The organism is Dyella monticola, assembly GCF_003363155.1.
GTDB classification, from domain to species: Bacteria; Pseudomonadota; Gammaproteobacteria; order Xanthomonadales; family Rhodanobacteraceae; genus Dyella_B; species Dyella_B monticola.
Map to the genome: position 1 here is coordinate 464,718 of NZ_QRBE01000001.1, position 21,454 is coordinate 486,171.

General features: G+C 60.5%; 15 protein-coding genes. 5 read left to right on the top strand and 10 right to left on the bottom strand.

The genetic code is table 11. The annotated features are described in order from the left end of the window. Positions 1-229 precede the first annotated feature (229 nt). The 5 genes from DWU98_RS01890 (at position 230) to DWU98_RS01910 (ending at position 5,669) form a co-directional block, all read left to right on the top strand. Positions 230-1,654, top strand: coding sequence for a M20 family metallopeptidase (locus tag DWU98_RS01890; RefSeq protein WP_115493765.1), 1,425 nt, complete (start codon positions 230-232; stop codon positions 1,652-1,654). A 3-nt stretch (positions 1,655-1,657) separates the two neighbouring features. Continuing rightward, entirely contained in the window at positions 1,658-2,362 is a 705-nt protein-coding gene (locus DWU98_RS01895) for a YggS family pyridoxal phosphate-dependent enzyme (RefSeq protein WP_115493766.1), read from the top strand. A gap of 256 nt (positions 2,363-2,618) precedes the next feature. Beyond that, positions 2,619-3,335, top strand: a complete 717-nt coding sequence (locus DWU98_RS01900; protein WP_115493767.1) for a C40 family peptidase — start codon at positions 2,619-2,621, stop codon at positions 3,333-3,335. 285 nt (positions 3,336-3,620) lie between these two features. Beyond that, entirely contained in the window at positions 3,621-4,274 is a 654-nt protein-coding gene (locus DWU98_RS01905; RefSeq protein WP_115493768.1) for a rhomboid family intramembrane serine protease, read from the top strand. A 27-nt stretch (positions 4,275-4,301) separates the two neighbouring features. Next, the gene (locus DWU98_RS01910) at positions 4,302-5,669 is read left to right on the top strand and encodes an amino acid permease (protein ID WP_115493769.1); all 1,368 of its coding nucleotides are present in this window, start codon (positions 4,302-4,304) and stop codon (positions 5,667-5,669) included. A 10-nt stretch (positions 5,670-5,679) separates the two neighbouring features. On the opposite strand, the gene rapA is transcribed toward DWU98_RS01910, so the two are convergent. From rapA to DWU98_RS01960, 10 genes are all read right to left on the bottom strand, one after another. Continuing rightward, positions 5,680-8,520, bottom strand: a complete 2,841-nt coding sequence (gene rapA / locus DWU98_RS01915) for an RNA polymerase-associated protein RapA (protein WP_115493770.1) — start codon at positions 8,518-8,520, stop codon at positions 5,680-5,682. 144 nt (positions 8,521-8,664) lie between these two features. Next, on the bottom strand, positions 8,665-9,114 hold the full coding sequence (locus DWU98_RS01920; RefSeq protein WP_115493771.1) for a type IV pilin protein: 450 nt from the start codon (positions 9,112-9,114) through the stop codon (positions 8,665-8,667). Between the two features lie 64 nt (positions 9,115-9,178). Further along, entirely contained in the window at positions 9,179-13,009 is a 3,831-nt protein-coding gene (locus DWU98_RS01925; RefSeq protein ID WP_115493772.1) for a PilC/PilY family type IV pilus protein, read from the bottom strand. Beyond that, positions 13,009-13,599 carry a pilus assembly PilX family protein gene (locus DWU98_RS01930; protein ID WP_115493773.1) on the bottom strand — a complete coding sequence of 197 codons (591 nt, stop codon included), beginning with the start codon at positions 13,597-13,599 and terminating at the stop codon, positions 13,009-13,011. The genes DWU98_RS01925 and DWU98_RS01930 overlap by 1 nt, the downstream gene beginning before the upstream one ends. A gap of 33 nt (positions 13,600-13,632) precedes the next feature. Continuing rightward, the gene (locus DWU98_RS01935; protein WP_115493774.1) at positions 13,633-14,397 is read right to left on the bottom strand and encodes a PilW family protein; all 765 of its coding nucleotides are present in this window, start codon (positions 14,395-14,397) and stop codon (positions 13,633-13,635) included. A gap of 3 nt (positions 14,398-14,400) precedes the next feature. Further along, positions 14,401-14,973 (bottom strand): type IV pilus modification protein PilV, encoded by a 573-nt coding sequence (gene pilV, locus DWU98_RS01940; protein ID WP_115493775.1) that lies wholly within the window; start codon positions 14,971-14,973, stop codon positions 14,401-14,403. Further along, positions 14,970-15,599, bottom strand: a complete 630-nt coding sequence (locus tag DWU98_RS01945) for a GspH/FimT family pseudopilin (protein WP_115493776.1) — start codon at positions 15,597-15,599, stop codon at positions 14,970-14,972. The genes pilV and DWU98_RS01945 overlap by 4 nt, the downstream gene beginning before the upstream one ends. Positions 15,600-15,841: 242 nt before the next feature. After that, entirely contained in the window at positions 15,842-16,528 is a 687-nt protein-coding gene (locus tag DWU98_RS01950; protein ID WP_115493777.1) for a Fe2+-dependent dioxygenase, read from the bottom strand. Positions 16,529-16,608: 80 nt separating this feature from the next. After that, a complete protein-coding gene (locus DWU98_RS01955; RefSeq protein ID WP_115493778.1) occupies positions 16,609-18,813 on the bottom strand; it encodes a TonB-dependent receptor in 2,205 nt (734 codons plus the stop codon). Between the two features lie 307 nt (positions 18,814-19,120). Further along, complete coding sequence (locus DWU98_RS01960) at positions 19,121-21,247, bottom strand: M13 family metallopeptidase (RefSeq protein WP_115493779.1); 2,127 nt, start codon at positions 21,245-21,247, stop codon at positions 19,121-19,123. Positions 21,248-21,454 lie beyond the last annotated feature (207 nt).

Here is a 21,454-nt window from a genome sequence, read left to right on the forward strand (position 1 = left end):
GCGCCGCACGCCACTTTGGCCGTGATCGTTATAGCGGCCCAGTCGGTGAAGTGCGTGCAGGCGCGCATGCCTTGTGCGAGTTTCCATGTCAGCGGAGGGAGGTTGATGGTGTGCGAACTCAAGTGCAGGCATGAAGGCTCCGCGGGCTTTATTAGCGGCGCGAACTCGCATCACGGCGCGACAAACCCGCACTGTTACAATCGTCTTTTCTCTTTTCGATGGAGTCCGTATGGATACCGCGCGCATCACGCGATACGTCAGCGATTTGTGGGACGCCGAAATCGTTCCGCAACTGGTGGAATACATCCGTATTCCCAATAAATCGCCGATGTTCGACAAGGATTGGGCTGCGCACGGCTACATGGATGCTGCCGTGACGCTGATGGAAACCTGGGCGCGCAGCAAACTGCCGTCGCTGCCCGGTGCAACCCTGGAGGTGGTGCGTCTGGAGGGGCGCACGCCGCTCATCTATATCGAAGTGCCGGGGCAGAGCGACGACACCGTGGTGCTCTACGGCCACCTGGACAAGCAGCCGGAAATGACCGGCTGGTCCGAGGGTCTGGGTCCGTGGACGCCTGTCCTCAAGGGCGACAAGCTCTACGGCCGCGGTGGCGCAGACGACGGCTACGCCATCTTCGGCTCGCTCGCTGCGTTGCTTGCACTCAGGGAGCAGTCCATTGCGCATGCGCGCTGCGTCATCCTGATCGAGGCGTGCGAAGAATCGGGTAGCTACGATCTGCCGCATTACGTGGATCATCTGGCGCCGCGCATCGGCAGTCCTTCGCTGGTGGTGTGCCTGGATTCCGGCTGCGGCAACTACGATCAGTTGTGGCTGACCACCTCGCTGCGTGGCATGACCGGCGGCGAGCTTACCGTGCAGGTGCTGGAAGAGGGTGTGCACTCGGGTGATGCATCCGGTGTCGTGCCTTCCAGCTTCCGCATTCTGCGCGAGCTGATTTCGCGTCTGGAAGATTCCGAAACCGGACACATCAGGCCCAAGGAGCTCTACGCGGACATCCCGCAGCAGCGGATCGATCAGGCGAAGGCTGCGGCGGGCGTGCTGGGCAACGCCATCTACCAGAAATTTCCCTTTGTCGAAGGCATGCACCCGGCGACAGAAGACCTCGCCGAACTGGTGCTCAACCGCACCTGGCGTCCGCAATTGGCCGTTACCGGCGCAGAAGGCTTGCCGCCGCTGGAAAGCGCGGGCAACGTGCTGCGTCCGAAGACATCCGTCAAGCTCAGCCTGCGCGTGCCTCCCACGCTCGATGGCGCCAAGGCGGGCGAATTCGTCAAGCAGTTGCTGGAGGACGATCCGCCTTACGGCGCCAAGGTCACCTTCAAGCTCGAAAAGGACGGCAGCGGCTGGAACGCCCCGCCGCTTTCGCCGTGGCTGGAAAAAGCCGTGGCCGATGCCTCGCAGCATTACTTCGGCGCCCCCGCAGCATATATGGGCGAGGGTGGGTCCATCCCATTCATGGGCATGCTGGGGGCCAAGTTCCCGCAGGCGCAGTTCCTCATCACCGGGGTGCTGGGACCGCACTCCAACGCACATGGCCCGAACGAGTTCCTGCATATCCCCACGGGCAAGAAGGTCTCGATGGTGGTGGCCGATGTGGTGGCGCGCCACTTCGAGCAACACGCACGAGGCTGAGCCTTGGTCACCGAGGCGCAACTGGCCGCGAACTGGGCCGCTGTCCGCCAGCGGGTGGACGAGGCATGCCAGGCGGCGGGGCGTGACCCCGCCGAGGTCAACGTGCTGCCGGTCAGCAAGACGTTCGGGCCTGAGGTCGTGCGCGCGGCGCTGGCCTTGGGCCTGCATCGTTTCGGCGAGAACAAAGTGCAGGAGATCCGCGACAAGGCCAGCGTGCTCGCGGGCGCGGCGATCGAGTGGGTGGTGATCGGCCACCTGCAGACCAACAAAGCCAAGGACGTGGCGCGGCTGGCCAGCGAAGTGCAATCGCTGGATCGGCCGGACTTGGCCGAGGCGCTGCATCGCCGCCTGGAGGCCGAAGGCCGATGTCTGGATGTGCTGGTGCAGGTGAAGACGGCGCGCGAGGAGACCAAAAGCGGGCTGCCGGCTGATGAACTGCCGGCATTCCTGACCCGTTTGCGCGCTTATCCCACGCTGCGTGTGCGGGGCCTCATGACGCTGGCGACTTTGTCCGACGATGCTGCCGAGGTACGCGCCTGCTTCCGGCTCCTGCGCCAATGGCGCGACCGGTGCGTCGCCGAGGGACATGACCTGCCGAGGCTTTCCATGGGCATGAGCGGCGATTTTCCGCTGGCTATCGCCGAGGGCGCCACCGAAGTGCGCATCGGTACGGCCATTTTTGGTAGCCGCACTCAGACTTCGGTGTAGGTCACTTCTGTGACGCGCGTAAAGGTTTTGAATATTTTTTTGCCAGCCGCCCACGGGTAAACGCGCGTTTTTCGAAAATAACCTTTTTAATCAGCGTATTACGTGGTCCGCGCCCGAAAATCCGACTTTCCAAACGACAGGGTTCAGTTAACTCCATCCGAACAAGTCACCTGGGTTACTTTGTTACTTTCACCACTTCGTCACGACCGCCGCAGGGGGCGACGGTCGGGCTCGTATCCGCCCAGAGAGACACCGAATGCCAAACACGCGACTCGTACTCGCCGCGCTTGCCACGGCTATGTGCCTTTCAGCCAATGCCTTTGCCGCAGATACGCACAGCATCGTTCCCGCCCAGATTTCCGCCAAATTCTCGTCCGCGCTGTTGAGTCCGCTGGCTGCCTTCACGCCCGCGCCCTCCATGGCGCAGGCCACACTTCCGACCCAACTGCCGATTGCCGCGCTGGCGGCGCCCGCCAAGACCGCCGTCGCCCATGACGCCGCCGACGCGGATGCCGACGCCATCCAGTTCAGCGACGCCAAGACCAACCAGGATCTGCGCGACATGCTGATCGGCCTGGCCATGCAGTTGCGCCATGTGCGCTACGTACGCGGTGGTCGCGATCCTTCTACCGGTTTTGATTGCAGCGGCTTCGTCCGCTATGTGTTCGAACGCGCGCTTGGCCTGCAGCTTCCCAGCAACTCCGCATCGCAGTACCTGATCGGTCACATTGTTCATCGCAGCGACATGCAGCCCGGCGACCTGGTGTTCTTCCGCACCGCCGGCCGCCGTGGTCATGGCCGCGTCTCGCACGTCGGCATCTATCTCAGTGAGGGTCGCTTCATCCACTCGCCGCGTCGTGGCGAATCTGTGCGCGTCGACAACCTCGACGACAGCTACTGGGCCAAGCGCTTCGCGGGCGCTCGCCGCCCGGACGCCATGGCACAGATCGACGCAGGCACCCATAACGGTTGATGACGCAGCAACGACGATTGTCAAAGGCCACCTTTGGTGGCCTTTTTTTGTTGGGTCGAAGGTGGCCGATGCTAGATTGGTTTCCGCACGCCGGTTTTGCCTCATCGTCATTCCGGCGAAGGCCGAGGCGCGTCACTGCAGCGAAGCTGGTCAATCCATCGCGAATGCAGAACACGGATTCAGGGCTTCGCAGGCATGAGGCTGAGGAACAGTTGCCGCAATGAAGCAATGTAAGCAGCATCTACGTCAAAATCGCTCCAGCTTTCCGCTGCTTCGGGACCTCTCATGCCCACCCGCATACCACCCGTCACACTCGCTCTGCTGATCATCAACATCACGGTCTTTTTGCTGCAGCGCGTACTGGGTGATGCACTGATCGCTCACTTCGCGCTATGGCCTTGGGGGCCGGACCAACTGGCGCAGGCATCGAATGGCAGCGTGATTGCGGTGGGTTTCCGGCTGTGGCAGCTCGTCACGTATGCCTTTCTCCATGGCGGCTACATGCATATCTTCTTCAACATGTTCGCCCTGTACATGTTCGGCGGCACCATCGAGGACACCTTCGGCGCGCGTAACTTTACGCTCTATTACTTCGTCTGCCTGGTGACCGCTGCGCTGGCGCAGTTGCTGGTGGTGAAGTATTTCACGCACGGGTTCGAGCCGACGCTAGGTGCATCGGGTGCCATCTTTGGCGTGCTGCTGGCTTTTGGCGTGCTCTATCCGCAGGTGAAGCTGATGCTGCTCTTTTTGCCGATTCCGATACCGGCGTGGTTGTTTGTGATCGGCTACGGCGCCGTGGAGCTGGTGCTGGGCGTGTCTGGCTGGCAGCCGGATGTTGCCCATTTCGCCCACCTTGGCGGTATGCTGGGTGGCTTTTTGATGATCCAATACTGGCGTGGGAAGTTTCCCATCAAACCCCGGCGCCGCCTGATGCGCTGACCATCTTTCCACCCGAAGGCGAGAACCATGACGCAACACCTGCAGCGCCGGCTGACGCCACGCCACATCACCTTCATGGCGCTGGGCATGGCGATCGGCACGGGGCTGTTTCTAGGGTCGGCCAGCGCCATCAACCTGGCGGGCCCGTCCGTATTGTTCGCCTACATGTTCGGCGGCCTGATGATCTTTATCGTCATGCGCGCGCTGGGCGAAATGGCCGTGCACGACCCCGTAGCCGGCTCCTTCAGCAGTTATGCGCACCGTTACCTGGGCCCGTTCGCCGGTTATGTGACCGGCTGGAATTACTGGCTGCTGATGGTTGGAGTTGGCATGGCCGAAAGCACGGGCGTGGGCATCTACATGAAGCAGTGGTTTCCCGACCTGCCGCAATGGATCTGGGTGTTCGGCAGTGTGGTGATGATCGGCTCGCTGAACCTGATGGCGGTAAAGGTGTACGGCGAAATGGAATTCTGGTTCACCATGATCAAGGTGGTGACCGTGGTACTGATGATCCTTGGCGGCGCCGGCATGATCTGGCTGGGCTGGGGCAATGGCGGAAAAGCGATCGGCCTTTCCAATCTCTGGGGCCACGGCGGGTGGTTTCCCAAAGGCGTCATGGGCATGGTGCTGTCATTGCCGGTGGTGGTGTTTGCCTTTGGCGGTATCGAAACTGTCGGCATGGCGGCCGGTGAAGCCTCGCAGCCCGAGCGCACCATTCCGCGTGCGGTCAATTCGGTGTTGTGGCGCATCTTGATTTTCTACGTGGGCGCCTTGTTCGTGATCATGGCGATTTATCCGTGGAACGAGCTTGGCCTGCAAGGCAGCCCGTTTGTGACCACCTTCGCGAAGCTGGGCATCTCACAGGCGGCGGGGGTGATCAACTTCGTGGTGATCACCGCAGCGCTGTCCGGCTTCAACAGCACCACCTTCAGCGGCAGCCGCATGCTTTACAGCCTGGCCAACAAGGGGCAGGCGCCGGCTGTATTGGCGAAGGTGAGCGCGCACGGCGTGCCGATTCGCGGCGTGCTGGTCACGCTGGCATGTCTGGTGATAGGCGTGGTGCTGAACTATCTGCTGCCCCAGCGCATCTTCGAGATGATGATGTCGATTCTCTCGTTCAACACGGTGTGGACGTGGTCGATGGTGCTGGTGGCGCACTACAGTTTTCGGCGTCGTCATGGCAAGACCGGCTTTGCGCTACGACTTTGGCCGCTGAGCAGCGCCATCTGTCTGGCGTTTTTCCTGTTCGTCGTGGTGATGCTTGGCTACAACCCCGATACGCGCGTGGCCCTCTACGTGGGCGCGGCGTGGGTGGTGCTATTGACGCTTGGCTATTTTGCATTCGGTGTCGGACGCCGCATGACGCTCGCTGCGGCCGACGCGAACGCGGCCTGATCAGGCCGCGTTATCGCAATGCGAGGAAATCCGGGCTCACCACGAAGCGCACCGCATCCAGCCGCAAACGTGCTTGAGGCAATGCCCGCAGCAGGGCAGCGCGCTCTTCTTCCGCACGCGCGATCTCCGCTTCGCTGATGGACGGGTTCACAGCACGCAGCGCGTGCAGGCGTGCCACATCGGCATCCAGTGTTTCCCGCGCTTGCGTGGTGGCGGCAGCGATGCTGCCTTGCGCCCGCAACGCAGCCACGGCTTCGGCCTTCTCCAGCATCGGCGGCACGAGCTTGTTGAGGAATTTGCGATAACGCGACACTTCGATGGTGCGTTCCCCCGATTTACGTACGGACGCTTCGCTCGGTTGAAAGCTCTGCCGTTCGGTGAGCTTGGTATCGATGGTGGCCATGATCGGCTGAGTAGGCAGGAAGCGCTCGGCATCCAGGCTGCGTTCGGCTACGCACTCAAGCACATAGACTGCTTGCAGCAGTGCCGTACGCGGCGGCAAGGCATCGTCTACCATGAAAGCGGCGTTCCCACGTTCGCTGGAAAGCGCCAGGTCGATGGCACTGGCGATCATGGGGTGATCCAGCCTTAGCAGCGGCAGCTCCTCACGAGCGAGCGCCACATCGCGAGAGAAGGTGATGGATATCGGACCTTCGGCAAAGCCTGGCAGTGCATCCGTGGAAAGGTATTGCGGATCCAGTAACAGCACGTCGCGTGCAAGTTCTTCCACGTGAATGCCAAACGATTCGATCAAGCGTTGCTGGAATGCGTCGCGCGCAGGATCGTTGTCTTCGTGGCGGAACGCTTGCGCCAGCTCGTCGGCGTGCTGATCGCGGCTAGCGGCAAGTTCAAGCAGATGATCGCGCCCCGCGCGAATCAGTTCGGCCATTTGCTCGTGCGCTGCGCGCGTTTCGGCAAGCAATACGTCGAGCTCCTGATCACGCTGGTCGGTGCCGCGCGCGTGCTCTTCGGCGAGCCGAGCCAGTGTTTCGCCAAAGCGGCGAAGCAGTTCGCGACCATCGGCGGGACTGACGCGGAAGGCATCCACACCCTCGTGATACCAGCGCGCGAGCACATGTTGCGCGCTCCCCGCGGCGGCGATGATGTGGATGCTGATGTCGTGTTTCTGCCCAATGCGGTCCAGGCGCCCAATGCGCTGTTCGAGTAGATCCGGATCGAGCGGCAGGTCCCATAGCACCAGGCGATGCGCGAACTGGAAATTGCGGCCTTCCGAACCGATTTCCGAGCAGATCAGCAAGCGTGCGCCATCTGCTTGCGCGAAATAGGCCGCGTTGCGATCGCGCTGCACGATGCCAAGCCCTTCGTGAAAGCGCGCAATGCCCACGCCGGTGCGCGTGCGCAGCGCTTCTTCCAGTGCCAGTACCTTGGCGTGGCTGCGGCAGATCAGCAGGAATTTGTCTTGCGGATGGCGATCGAGCAAGGCCACCAATGTATCGATGCGCGGATCGCTGGTGTAGTCGAGTTCCAGCGCAGGCACGGGCTGCTGAATATCCGCATGGAATTCCAATAGCAGCGCCTGCCGCGTGTTTTCATCCAGCTGCTCGGCGTCAACCAGCTCCCACTCGGGCGCGCGCTTGGGAAAGCCGCCGATGCTGGCACGACGATTGCGAAACATCGAACGACCCGTGCCATGGCGATCGATCAGCGCTGCGAGCAAGGGGCGGCTGTTGTCGGGTTTGGTGGTGTCGGCAAGGCAGGCCTGCAGTGAGTCATCCCCTGCGAAGGCGTTGCGCAGGTCTTCCAGCTCGGCACGATCCAGCGCTGCACGCTCAAGCAATTTGTCTGCGATGCGTGAAAGCGCCTGGAAGTGCTCCGACTCGCCCAGGTAGGCCTGCAGTTCGTGATAACGCTGCGGATCGAGCAAACGCAGGCGCGCGAAATGCCCGCTGCGCCCGAGCTGCTCGGGCGTGGCCGTGAGCAAGATCACGCCAGGCGTGATCGCGGCCAATTGCTCGACCAGGGTGTAGCGCGGGCTGGCGCTTTCCGGTGTCCATGCCAGATGGTGGGCTTCGTCCACCACCAGCAAGTCCCAAGGCGCCTCCAATAGCTGTGCAGCACGCTTGGGGTTGTGTTCCAGAAAGCTGAAATCGGCGATGACCAGTTGTTCGTCTTCAAAGGGATTGGTGGCGTTGCCGGCTTGTTCGAGCGCTTCACAGCGTTCTTCGTCGTAAATGGCGAAGCTCAGGTTGAAACGGCGCAACAACTCCACGAACCACTGGTAAACCAGGGTATCGGGCAGCAGCACCAGCACGCGCTCCGCGCGGCCGGTCGCGATCTGCCGGGCGATGATCATGCCGGCCTCGATGGTCTTGCCCAGGCCCACTTCATCGGCCAGCAGCACGCGTGGCGGACGGCGCGAGGCGGCAATACCCGCCACACGTAGCTGGTGCGGCACCAGGCCGATGCGTGCGGAGCTCAGCCCCCAGCTTGCCGAACGGCGCGCCTGAGCGCGGCGCTCAAGGCCTTCCAGTCGCAGTTCGAAATGCTGCACCGGATCGGTGCGCCCACCGATCAACCGGTCGTCCGCCTGGCTGACGCTTTGTTCGTCGTCGAGCTGCCCTTCATGCAATTCGCGGCCTTCGCCGCGATAGACCAGCAGGCCTTCACGTTCCTCGATGCGCTCCACCAGGAAGGCGATGCCTTTGCCGGCCACCCGTTGGCCTGCGCGGAATTCGGCGCGTACCAGCGGCGCGGAATCGGCCGCATAGGGGCGCAACACCCCCGATTTGGCAAACAACACCTGCACGCCGCGCCCTTCGACGCGAAGCACAGTACCGAGGCCGAGCTCAGGCTCGGCGGTGGAGATCCAGCGTTGACCGGGTACGAACATTGCCTGCCGTTGCGTGGTTGCGAGGGGTGTCGATTATCCGCGCAATGCGACAGGCTGGCTATGGCTGGACAGAGTTGGCCCTCGCCCGAAGCGATGACCTGATTTAGACACTAGGTTCGGAACATGGGGCTCAACGACGGCAAATTACCAGCAGCCCGTCGTTTGTGACCCGGTGTTGGCTTGAGCGCCAAGGTCGGTAAGCGAGTAGTTGCCGCAATACGTGTCACTGGTCTGTGTATTGAGTGTAGTCGCGGTTGCTTTGAAGTTGGTGTTGGCCGTGGTGGCTCCGGTCAACGCTACAGAAATCGTGTAGTAATCCGTTGCTGCATTGCCGTTGGGTACAGTGATGGTTGCGGCAGTCGTGTTGTAGCCCAGCTCGGACAATGTGTTCGTGTACTGATTGTTCGTCGAGTAATACTTCTCTTCACGGCTGGCGAGGTCGAACAGCGCCGTCTTGGCCGCTGTCCGGCGCGACTCCATGACGTACTTCTGATAAGCCGGTATGGCGATCGCTGCAAGCACGGCAATCACAACCACCACGATCATCATTTCGATCAAGGTAAAGCCACTGGCTTTGTTCCTGTCAATCTGCATATTTTTCGAGCCCCCTGAAATGGCCCCTTGTGTGAAAGTCATTGTAAGCATGGTCGCCATTCCATCAATGCAACTGGATCCAATTCAAGCGAACACCGTTAGCCGGTGGTGGCGGATTGACCGGTACCGCCGCACCCGTGCCGTTGACGGTCTGCGCGACCAGATTGGCCTGCTGGTTCACGGAGACGATCGAGGCGCTACCGGTTGCACCGAGTGCGACGCCGGCGATGGGTGTGCTGGTGCCAGCGGGCTCGTCAAAGAATGAATTGGTGAAAAGGCCGCCATTGGCGGGATTGAGCGCCAGGGTCCAGCCTGACACGCTCAGTGCGGAACAGGTGAGTGGCGAATTGTTGGCGGGAATGGTCGTGTCGACGAGGAAAGCGCCATCCAGTTCAACCGGATTGTAGATGACCTGCTCAGTCTGGTTGGCGCCGCCGACGCTGGTTACACCGAGATAGCCCGGCAGATTTTCGTACCAGCCAAACTGGGTTCCGCTGCTGCCGTCGTTGCATGTAGTGCCGGCAAAGCAGACCGTGTTATTGGTGACGGTACGATAGCCTTGAATGACACCTGATCCCGCTGTGCTCAACGTGGTGAGCGTTTGTGACTGCAAGGTGGATGTAGTGATCGCTGCAGAAGGTGCTGCACTGGTTGCCAGGCCTGCGTAGGCCGCGCCGGCGGTTCCACTGACGCCTTGTTTCCAATCCCAGATGCCATAGAGTGCTTGCTGCCCGGTTGCGTACTGGATGCCGGAGCTCGCCGTTTGCGGCGTCACCAGACCCGTGCCGAATTCAACCATGACACGCGGCGTCGAGCCCGACGTCGAAGCCACTGCCAACACGGATACCTGGGTGCTGATCGGTTGCACGTCGTATGCGGTGGTGCTGCCGCTGGTGTAGCTGGTCTGCGGTGTGGTGAACAAAGCCCCATTGGTGGTGTTGGGATAGGTGGTGATCCCCCATTTGGTGGGGTCCGCGTTGGTCAAATCGAAACGCCAGACGTTTCCGTAAAGATCGCCGGCATACACATAGTCGGTGACGTGGTCGCCATCCAGATCGACCGGTGTCACATAGGCAATGCCGTTGGGTCCGGTGTTGTGGCCCACACCGCTGGCGCTGCCTACGCCCGTATCGAGATAAACGGTTTTGTCGACAGACAGACCGCTGGAGCCATAGCTGAACAACATGACATAGATACCGGCATCACCGGTGGAGCTGTTCAAGCCATTACCGAAAATCACACCCCATTCGCCATTGTGAAAGCGCCGGATCTGCGGGGTGCCGTAGGTCTGCCCCAGGTTGTTACCGCAGTTGGTGACATTGGCACAGGTTATGTTGCTTGCATTCCACTCGCCGATAACGCTGCTTGTACCGTTGGTGGAGAAGCTGCTGGGATTGGTGATGTCTAGGATGAAGATGGCATTGCCCCCCGCCCCCAGCCCGCTTGCAAGCCAAGTATGCCAAACGTTGTTGTAGAACAAGTCGCCGGTTCCTGGCGTTGCGTCCACAAAGAAATTATGGGCGTAGCTCGTGTTTGAAAAATCCATGACCCCGTTTTCGGAGGTGTTGTGGATATTGAGCATGGCCGCTGCGGGCATATAGGCGATGACTTCCTTGCCATCGTTGTTGGTGCTGCTATACACGCCGCTAGAGTTGTACGAGCCCGCTTCAAAGCCATGCATGAAGCCGTCGTTCGAACCTTCATATACGACGTCCAATCGACTGGCTTGCTGGCTTTCGAATCCTGAATAGACCTGCGTTCCGCTGTTTTCCGGCAGGGAATCGCCAGAGTTCAGCAAGTCCTTCCAGGTGTCCGGGTAATCGGTCGATGGTGCTCCCACCCAGGTCGGGCTGGAATCCATGATGTCGCCCAGCACGCTGGTGCGTGCCCTGAAGTCCCCGCTACTGTTGACGTATTCGTTGGTACGGTCACCACTGAGGTAGGCCAGACGCAGCGAGCCAAGATTGTCGCCGCTGTTGAGCGCATTTTGTTCGGCAGTGGTCAGCGTGCCGAATGCAGCAGCATCGCCACTGGGAAATGATGAATTGGAGAAATTGATACCGCCGCCGAGACCCGAGCCGCTGGAGGTAAGCAGCAGTCGCGAGGATTGCGCGGTACCGGTAGTCGCGCCTGTAGATGTGCACGCGCCACCCGTCAGCACGCACGAAGCGTCCCAGTTTGCGGTGCTGGCGATGGACACAGAACCATCCGAATTGGCGTTCAAGGTGAGAGCTTCAAGCTGTCCCCACCAGTTATCGCTGTGATAGTAGGCCAGGTAGATCTGAGTTCCCGATTCCACCTGCGCGGTTTGCTGCACGTTGATGCCGGCCGAGGATGCGGCGATGTTCGCGGGTGTGGCCTGGAAGCAGGTGATCTCGTGGTAGTTATTGCTGCCGCCGGTCGAACCGCCGAAGCCGAATAGGAACGTGGAGGGTATCGTGCCGTTGGACGAGGTGATGTTTTGCTGATTGAGTACGGTGACGTAGTTGCCGCTGTTGTAGCTGTACTTGAGCGTCAAAAGACCGTTTTGGGTGATGGTAAGCGCGTAGGAAATCGGTACCGCACTGGTTGCCACGGTGGTGCCCACTCGTGACGTCGCGCTTTCGTTGGCGATAGGCGTGTTGCTGGGGAGAATGTGATAAGCGCTGGGAATGACCGCGTAATCCGGAATGGTGTCGGTTGCCACGGTGGATGCCGTTGCCACGTTTTGCGTGGCGGTGATGGCGTAGTAAGTGGTGGTGGCATTGCTTCCCGATCCACTTTGAACAGCGCCATATGGGGTGCCGCTACCGGTGTAGCCATTGCTAGTTGATGTAGTGGTTCCGGATACCGTAGAACCCTTCGCGGAATAGGTGTAACCATTCCTGGACGACCCCGAACGCTGGTAGAGGCTTCCGGTATAACTGTTGGTGGTGGCTGAGTGGCCGCTTCCCGTCGTGTAGGTGTAGGAGTAGCTGTAGACCGTCGGGGTGTTGTACTTGTACGTACCACCGCTTTCGCACACCGCTTGCACGTCGGTTGTGTTCGGCGTATTGCCGGAATTGCTATCGGCCATGGCGCTGGTACCCCCGTCGGCCAGCAACCTGCCGATGTTTACGTCGCCATAACCGCGCAGGCCAATGCGTCCCGGCTGATAGTTTCCGCTGCCGCCATCGGTGCCATTGCTTGCATCGCCCGTGTTCGTGTTGTCGTAGCTGGAGGTGATGTCGCCGCTGCTGTTGAGGGTGGATGCACCGCCATTGAGGAAGTTGCCGAATTCATCAATGCCCAGGCCGAGGTAGGCCCCCGTCATGCCGTTGTACGGGTTGTTTGTATTCGAGCAGCTGTAACCCAAGCTGCCGCCCCAGGCACCGAAGTACCAGGGCAACTGTGTGCTGGTAATAGTGCATTGGGAACCACCGCAATTGGTATTGTGCGTCGTTAAATCGTTATACGTTTGCTGGATTTGCGACGAGTAACTGCCATCGATCAGGTAAAAACCAATGCCGTCAGCGCCGTCGCTAAAAGTGCCGCCGCTGTTACCGCCAAAGGTATAAGTGGTGAACGTGATCTGCACGCCCTGGCTGGAGCTGAACGGTGTAACGGAGATGATGCCGCCGTTTTCGCTGTTGGCGCCGGACGTCAGCAGCAAAGCGCCATTGTTCGCGGCGTCTGCGGTAGGAGCTGATGCGCCGACGCCGGTGAAATAGGACGAATTGTTGGTGCAGGATGGGATGTACAGAGAGCCAACCGCGTTGGAGCCCGCAGTAAGGCACGCACCATTGAACGAGTACCACTGGTTGTTCGAGGTGGACCCGGTAAAGTTCTCCGAGACGGTCTGCGCCTGTGTCGCAGGAACGCTCAGCACCAGGCAACCCAATACGGCGGCAATCGACAGTAGCCGAAGCGTTTTCATCAGGGATTCCCCAGGTTGGTGGTGTTGTACGAAACTTGGTAGGTGCTTTGCACGACGGCCGTCGCGTTGCTGGTGGCGCCATAGCCGAGCGCCGTCACCTGATAGATCTTGCCGTTACCAGTGCTGTTGAGGCCCAGGTAGCGGATGAAAAGCAGCGGATTGGCGTAGTACGTGCTGTTGCCGCCTGTGGTAGAGACAGTCACATCCGCCCACGAGCTAGGGTTGTATGTCCATCCATTGGGCATGGTGAGAGCCGAATTGGACGCGCTCGGAAGCGCGATATTGGGCCCTACCGAGCCCTGGCAAATCATCAGGAGCGTATTAGAAGGCGGAGCGGTGGTTGTGCAACTTTGGCTCACCTGCAGGGCCGAGAGGTTCTCTGCCAGTTCATATTCACCATATTGCAGTGTGCTTTGCGCCAACTGAAAAGCGCGACCTTTTTCCTTGGTATTGCCCGCCATGTTCTGTTGCATGGTGAAGTTGTGGTACAGGCCCACCGCCATGAACGTCAGAATGATCAGCATGAACATGGCGGCGATCAGCACGAACCCACGTTCTTTCCTGGCTCGATTGGGAAGGGTCTTGCGCATAAGCTTCTCGACAGTAAAGGAGTTCGTGCGTGGTTAAAGTGGCGATTGCTGCGGCAGCACCACAACGCGGCTGATCATAGGCACCGTTGTGTTCTGGCCGGCGCCGTTTGCTGCGCTTCCCGCCAGCGGATTGGTGAAGGTGAGCTGCAAATTGACCGAGCGCACCAGCGACCAATCAGTGCCAGAGGTGACTTGATCGGCGGTCATGTATTGCGTCACCGATTGCGTGTTGCCAGGATCCACGCCGTACTGGACAAGCAGGTTGGAAACGCCCGGTACAATGGTTTGGGCACTGCTTGTGCTGGTAGTGGTGCTTCCGTACGTTGATGTGGTCACCGTGCATACAAGATTGCCATTCGTGTCAATCGAGTATTCATTCACGACCAATGTCTTATCGGCCTGTTGCTGACCCTGACAGTCCAGCCCGTTGCCGTCGGACATGAAGCGAACCTCGAGCGTGTCATTGGTGCCATGGGTGCCGTAGATAAATTGCCCGGCGGCGGTGAAGTCGCCGGCGACAGGGAGCGCCCCGCTCAACGTGAGCAACGGGCTGGGCGGACTGGTGGAGTAGTTGTCGATGAGCGGGTAATAGCCCGCACTCTGCAGCGCGTTGGCCATGGTTGTCGTTGCGATGCGCTCGTTGTCCTGCAGTTGCGCCAACGAGCCTTGCGCATTGAACGTGTTGCGGGTTTGCAGCCAAAGGCTGAACAGGCCAGCCAGCAGAAACACGCCGATGGTCAGCGCAATCAGCAGCGAAATAATACTCAGGCCACGTTGGCGGGTTCGGATAGTGTTCATGCTCTAGAACTCATTGAGCAGGGTGTAAGTGACAGTCGTGCCGTTGGTATTGCTTTGCGTGCCGGCATTGATCGCGGTGCTGGCCTTTTCCTGCCAGGTGAGCGTGATCGTGCAGATCACCGGCTGCGTGGCATTGCATTGGATCGAGGCACCGGTGGCATTGGGTACCAGTGAAAAGAACTCACTACCCCAGGTCTGCAAATCAAAAGCCGCCATATCCGTGGCGTTGCCGCAACCGGAGCTTGTTGGCAGCCCGCAGGTGGTGGCTGTGCCGAGCGTGGTCACACCGCCGATGCTTACGCCGCCACTGGATGAGCCGGATGCCGGCGCCAAGGTGATGGCCGTCGTAGGTACGAGGCTTGAGTTGTTCCAATAGCCCGGATTGGCCAACATGGCATCGGCCAGGCTTCTGGCCTGCACCGCCGCGATCGATTCCGTTTGGGAGGTATGCGTGCCAGCCAGGGATGTCGCCTGGATGGCAGCGATGCCGAGCACACCGATCGAGATAATCACCAGGGCCACCAGCACTTCGATGAGGCTGTAACCATGGGCGCGTTTGCAGGGTGATCGCATCATGGGCAACTGGAAGTCGGATAGGTTGAGTTGGTTTGCGGCGAGTGAACCTGGATGAGACCGGATTCCAAAAGGACCAGACAGCGGATCATGCTGGTGTCGTTGGTCGCGTCATTGAGCGTGAGGTCGCCCTGGTTGGTTTGCGTGGCGTCGGTGCCGAAGCTCCCGGTGCCGCCCATCCGGTTGAACGTCATCGCATTGAGGGCGGGCGTGGTACCGCCGTTGACCGTGGAAACCAGCGTATCCGTCCCGGAAAATCCGTTATGGACGCGCAGCATCACATCACCCGCGCCGAACGTCTGATTGTTTGCACTGTCGGTGAAGATGATCCAGCCGGTGTTCCACTCCGACGATGCACTGCATGCGGGCGTGGTCGTGGTTACGGCTGCGGTGGGGTCTGCCGACGGGCAGATGGTGACGTCCATGCCCTCCTTGATGGCTTCTGAGCGCGCAAGCGCAACGTCAGCGGCGATCTGGTTGAGCTCGTCGGACATCCGATATTGCGTTACCAGGCTTTTATAGCCGGGAACGGCATACGCCAGAATGACCGCCATGATGATCACCACGACCATCATTTCGATCAGCGTAAAGCCGGCTGTCGCCCTGCGATGCTTGCGCATCGTGTCCATGTTCCCCCCGTGCGGCGTTGAAGCCGCATTGCACAGCACTACCGGTATGCCGGTATCTCTTGCCCCCTACGCCTGGCTGGCAGATCAACCCTAAGGCGCATAAGTACATGGGAATTATCTTGTAAGAAAAACCCCATTTACATTACCGCCTGTCGGCAGAACATCGCCGTTTGTCGTCGAAATATTGACGGCCATCAAGAATTGGCGAGGACCGCGCTGCCCATGGCTTGACGGCGAGGCGGTTAAACCTCCGACCACATCCGTAGCAAATTGTGGTAACAGCCCGTGAGTTTTACCCGCGAGGCTTCGTCGGCGCTTGTCGCCGTGAGTCGCTGAACGGCATTGTCCAGGTCGAACAACACGGTGCGCTGGCCATCATCGCGAATCATGCTCTGCACCCAGAAAAAACACGCCAGGCGCGTACCGCGCGTGACAGGGTTGACGCGATGGAGGCTGCTGGCGGGGTAGAGGATCATGTCGCCGGCAGGCAGCTTTACCGTCTGGGTGCCATAGGTGTCTTCCACCAGCAGTTCACCGCCGTCGTAGCTGTCGGGCGGAGCCAGGAACAGGGTAGCGGAGAGGTCCGTGCGGATTTTTTCGCCGCTGCCAGGCAACAGGCGCACCGCGCCGTCCACGTGGTTGCCGAAATGCATGCCGCCCTGGTAGCGGTTGAACATGGGGGGATAGACGCGATGCGGCAATGCTGCGCTGATAAATAGCGGATGGCGCTCCAGTGCGGCGAGCACGATGGTGCCCAGTTCGCGTGCCAGTTCGGAGTTTTCGGCGATCTGCTGGTTTTGCTTGACGTGCGCGCCCTGGTGGCCCGCGGTGACGCGGCCGTCCACCCATGGCGCATGATCGGCGTTCAGTTGCTGGCGAAAATGCGCAAGTTGTTCGGGGTTGAGCACGTTGGCGATGTGCACCAGCATGGATGGAACCTCTGAAGGCGCGGCGGTGGGGCGTGAAGCCGCTGGGCCCCGGCATTCGCCGGAGCGACAGTGAGGCAAGGTTAGAACTTGTAGGTAAAGGTGACCATTTCCGTACGACCGATACCGGGCACCGAACGTCCACCATCGGACTGAATCAAGGCGTCGAAGTAGCGCTTGTTGGCCAGGTTGAGCACGTTGAGGCGAATGTCGTAACTGGATTGATGGTACGCCATGGTGGCATCCCAGCGCGTATAGCCGCCGACGCCCACTGTATCCGTATTGGCAGCGTAGCGTTGCGACATATAGGTGGGGCCGCCGCCGGCTTCCCAGTGTTCGGCAAAGCGGTAGGTGGTCCACGTGGTGAAGGTGTTGCGTGGCGTGTTGGCGGGCACGTTGCCTTGCGTGCCATCGACCGCCTTGACGATCCTGCCGTCCATGTAGCTGTAGCCGGAGAAGACCTGCCAGTTCTTGGTGAGATGGCCGACCATGCCGAACTCCGCACCACGCACGCGGATGTTGCCATCGAGCGTGTATTCGCCCGATGAGGTTTCGCTGCGTGCGTTGGTCTGCTCCAGGTTATAGAGCGCGGCGTTGATGGCGAGTACATCGTCGATCAGATTCCACTTGCCGCCGATTTCGTAGGAGCGATTTTTCTCCGGCGCCAGATCCTGCGTGCCACTGGTGAGCGTGAGCTGTTCCAGCGAGGGATCGAACGAGGTGCCGTACGACACGTAGTAGGACTGCTTTTCGTCCGGCTGATAAATCACCCCGCCGCGCACGCTGGTGAAGTACACGGTCTGTTGCGCGTAGGCAGGCAGCGAAACGGTATTGCTGATGTGCGCGTCGAATTCATCGCGACGCACGCCGGCCACCACCATCCACTGGTCGTTGAGCCTGATCGTATCGTTGGCATAGACCGCCGCGGTTTTGCCGACCGATTGCGCGTAATTGCCGACGGTGGTGGTGACGTTCGAGGGCGTGGCTTCCTGCACCGGATCGAGCAGCGAAAGCAACGGCAAGCCGTTACGCGTATAGCCTTGGTTGTTGTACGTCTCCCGCGCCAGTTCCACGCCACTGACCAGCGTGTGCTGCAAGCTGCCCGTGTCGAACTGCGTGGTCAGGTCGGTCTGGCTGTCGAGAATGGTGTCGTGAATGACGCGATCGTGACTGGCCAACTGCACGTAGAGGTCTTGCAGCGGCAAATCAGTGGGATTGCCCAGCGTTTTGTTGAGCGTGACACCCGTGTTCGTCACCACGCTGTTGGCCGCGGTTTCGCGTGCGTCGGTGTCGTACTGGCTGTACATCAACTGCGTACGCAGCTTCACCTGATCGGAGAACGCATGTTCCAGGCGCGCGTTGAATTCGTTGACGCTCTGGTTGGTGCGGTCGTCGGTCAGTCCGTACCAGTTTTTGTAATTGACATCCGCAGGGTGACCGTTGATGGGCGGGAGGCCGTAATCGGGCATGTCGTGATTGCGTTGGACCAATGCCGAAAGCGTGATTTGCGTCGGCGTGCCGATGCCAAAGCGCAGCGATGGGGCAATGCCGGCATCCTGGTTTTTCTGCACGTCGCGCGTGGTGTGCATGTCCTGGCCGTAAACATTCACGCGCATCGCGGCGGTGTTGGACAGCGGCTGGTTGAAATCGGCCGTCATGCGGTAACGGTCACTGGTGCCGGCGGTGGCGGTGATCTGGCCGAACGGATTCAGTTGCGGCTCCTTGGTCACCTGGTTGATCACGCCGCCGGTGGAGCCGCGTCCAAACAGCATGGACGACGGGCCTTTGAGCACTTCCACTGCGTCCAGGTCAAAAATGTCGCGGTAATACTGGCCGGGATCGCGGAAGCCATCGAGATAAATATCGGTACGCGCCGTGAAACCGCGCAGGTTGATGTTGTTGCCGATCTGGCCACCCTCCGCGCCACCGATGGTGATGCCCGGCACGTTGCGCAGCGCATCTTGCAGCGAGGTGGCGCCTTGCGCATCGAGCAGGTCTCGATTCACCACGACCACCGTCTGCGGGATATCGCGCAGCGATGTGGGCACCTTGGCGCCGACGGTGGAGACATCGGAATCGTAGTCGTTGCCGACGATGCTGCCGGTCACGTGCACAGAGCTCAGCGTCTGGGGTTTGCTGGTATTGGTGTCGCCTTGCGACGCGCTGCTTGTCGGGCTGCCGGCGCTGTCGGAGGCGCCGGTATTGGTTTGCGCATGCGTGGTGGCCGGAAGGCTAAGGGCAACCAGCAAGGCAGCGTGCAGGGGAGAAACGCGGAAGTTGGCAGGCATAGGTCGTCGGGTGGCAAGGTGAGAGGGACGCCCGAATGCGTGATTGGCTTGCTGAATGCGCCACCAGAGCACGGCCCTGGGCGCGTCATTCACTTCCGCTTGCTGCCTCACACGAGCGCTTCGTAAATGCGAATCGTTTTTATTATCACACGCCGTTACGGAGTTGTGAAGCGGTCGTGCCCAGCAGGAAAAGGGACGCAGTGTTTCGTCCCCCGGCTTTCGCCGGGGCGACGGGCATCAAGCTAAATAAAAAGGCCCCGCATAAATGCGGGGCCTTTCGTTTTTCACTCATTACTGAGCGGGCGACTTACCAGATCTTCACTTGCTTATCGCCGTCGCGAACCATCGCATCGCCGGCTTTGCACTGGAACGCTTCAGCGAACGCGGGCATGTTGGACGGTGCGCCGATCGCGCGCAGCGAAGCGGGGGCGTGCGGATCGATATTGAGATACAGCTCCGCCTGCTTCTCGCGGATGTTTTCGCGCCACACACGTGCCCAGCTCAGGAAGAAGCGCTGATCCTGCGTGTAGCCGTCGATCTTCTGCTGCGCTTCGGCGGGGTTCTTCTTCAACGCATCCTGCAGCGCGTCGTACGACACGTTCAGGCCACCCAGATCGGCGATGTTTTCGCCCAGGGTCAGCTGGCCATTCACGTGCAGATCCGGCTTGTCCTTGAGCGGCGCATAGCCGTTGAACTGATCGACCAGCTTGCCGGTGCGTGCCTTGAACTGTGTCGTGTCCTGCGCCGTCCACCAGTCGGCCTTGTTGCCGTCGCCGTCGAACTGCGAACCTTGATCGTCGAAGCCATGGCTGGATTCGTGGCCGATCACCGCACCGATGCCGCCGTAGTTGATCGCGTCGTCGCCGTTGGCATAGAAGAACGGCGGCTGCAGGATCGCTGCCGGGAAGTTGATGGTGTTGGTGCTGGGGTCGTAGTAGGCGTTGACGGTTTGTGGCGTCATGCCCCACTCGGTGCGATCGGTGGGTTTGCCGATGTGGCCGATATCCCAGTCGTAGTTGAACTTGGCGGCGGCCATCACGTCGCCGTAGTAGTCGCCTTGCTTCACATCCAGGCCGTCCCAGCTACGCCAGTGATCCGGATAGCCGATCTTGGGCAGGAATTTGTTCCACTTGTCGATCGCCTTCTGCTTGGTGGCGTCGCTCATCCAGTCCAGATGCTCGATGCGATTCTTCAGCGCCTCGCGCACGTTGGTAACCAGTTCCTGCGCGCGCTGCTTGGCTTCGGGGGTGAATTCCTTGGCGACGTAGAGCTGACCCAACGCTTCGCCCATCGAGCCGTTGACGGCACCCAGCACGCGCTTCCAACGCGCCTTCTGCTCCGGCTGACCGGAAAGTGTTTTGCCGTAGAAGTCGAAGCGGTTGTCCTGGAAGGCGGTGCTCAGGTACGGCGACGCATCGTCGATGGTGTGGAAGCGCAGGTACGCCTGCCACTGCGAAATCGGCGCGGTGGCCAGCAGCTTGTCGAATTCAGCGAAGAACTTCGGCTGCGACAGCGAGAAGCCCTTGTCGATGGTCAGGCCCTGGGCCTTGAAGAAGTCATTCCAGTTGAAGTGCGGCGTGATCTTGTCGGCCTGGGCCACGGTCACGAAGTGGTATTCGTTGTCCAGGTTGCGCAATTGCGTCGGCGAGAGCGAGGACTGGGCAAGCTTGGTTTCGAACGCCAGTACTTCGTCGGCCTGCTTCTTGGCATCGGCGTCGGAGACGCCGGTCAACGCCAGCGACTTGGCGATGTAGGCCTTGTAGGCATCGCGCAGGTCGGCGTATTTGGCGTCGGTGTAATAGTCCGGCGTGGGCAGGCCCAGGCCCGACTGGTTGGCGAAGCCGATCTGGATCTTGGCGTCCTTGAAGTCGGCGCCCGAGCCGAAGTCGAACACCTGCTTGTCGCCTTGGGCGTAGCTGTCGGTGATGTACTTGGCCACGTCGGACGGCGTCTTCAGCGTGTCGATCTTCTCAAGCTTCGGCTTGATCGGGTCGTCGCCGAGCTTGTTGATGGCGTCTTCATCCATGCCGGCCTGATACAGGTAGCCGATCTTCTGCTCGATCGAGCCCGGCTTGGCCTGTGCGGCGTTTTTCGCGGCGGCGTCGGCGATGTCGTGCTGGGTGTCCAGGCTCTTTTCGGCAAGCTGGTTGAACGCACCCCAGCTGGTGCGATCCTGCGGGATCGGGTTGGCGCCAATCCATTTAGCGTTGACGAAGCCGTTGAAGTCCTGGCAGGCATTGATGCTGCTGTCGAGCTCGCCGGCGTCGAACACGCTGGCCGATTTGGCCGTGCTGGCGGTGGTGGCCGCGGCGGCCGGGGCGCTGGACGACTTGGCCGGTGCTGGCGCGGCGGCCTGTTCCTGCTTGCCGCAGGCGGCCAGGGCAAAGGTCACGCTGGCGGCGAGCAGCAGGGGCTTCAAGTGCTTGTAGGTCATGTATGTCCCTCTATATGGAATGTGGCGAATCGCCCGCAGGCGGGCCCCGGTGTGTGTGGGTCGTTCCCGTTTCCTGACGGCACGGGCGGTTCGCGACCACAACCCTTCAAGCTAGGCCATGAGTCATGGTGTACACAGTGTCAAAGGTCAGGGGTGGGGTAGGGGTCCGACTGGGCCGTTTGTACGGGAATGCCCGTGGAAGTTTTT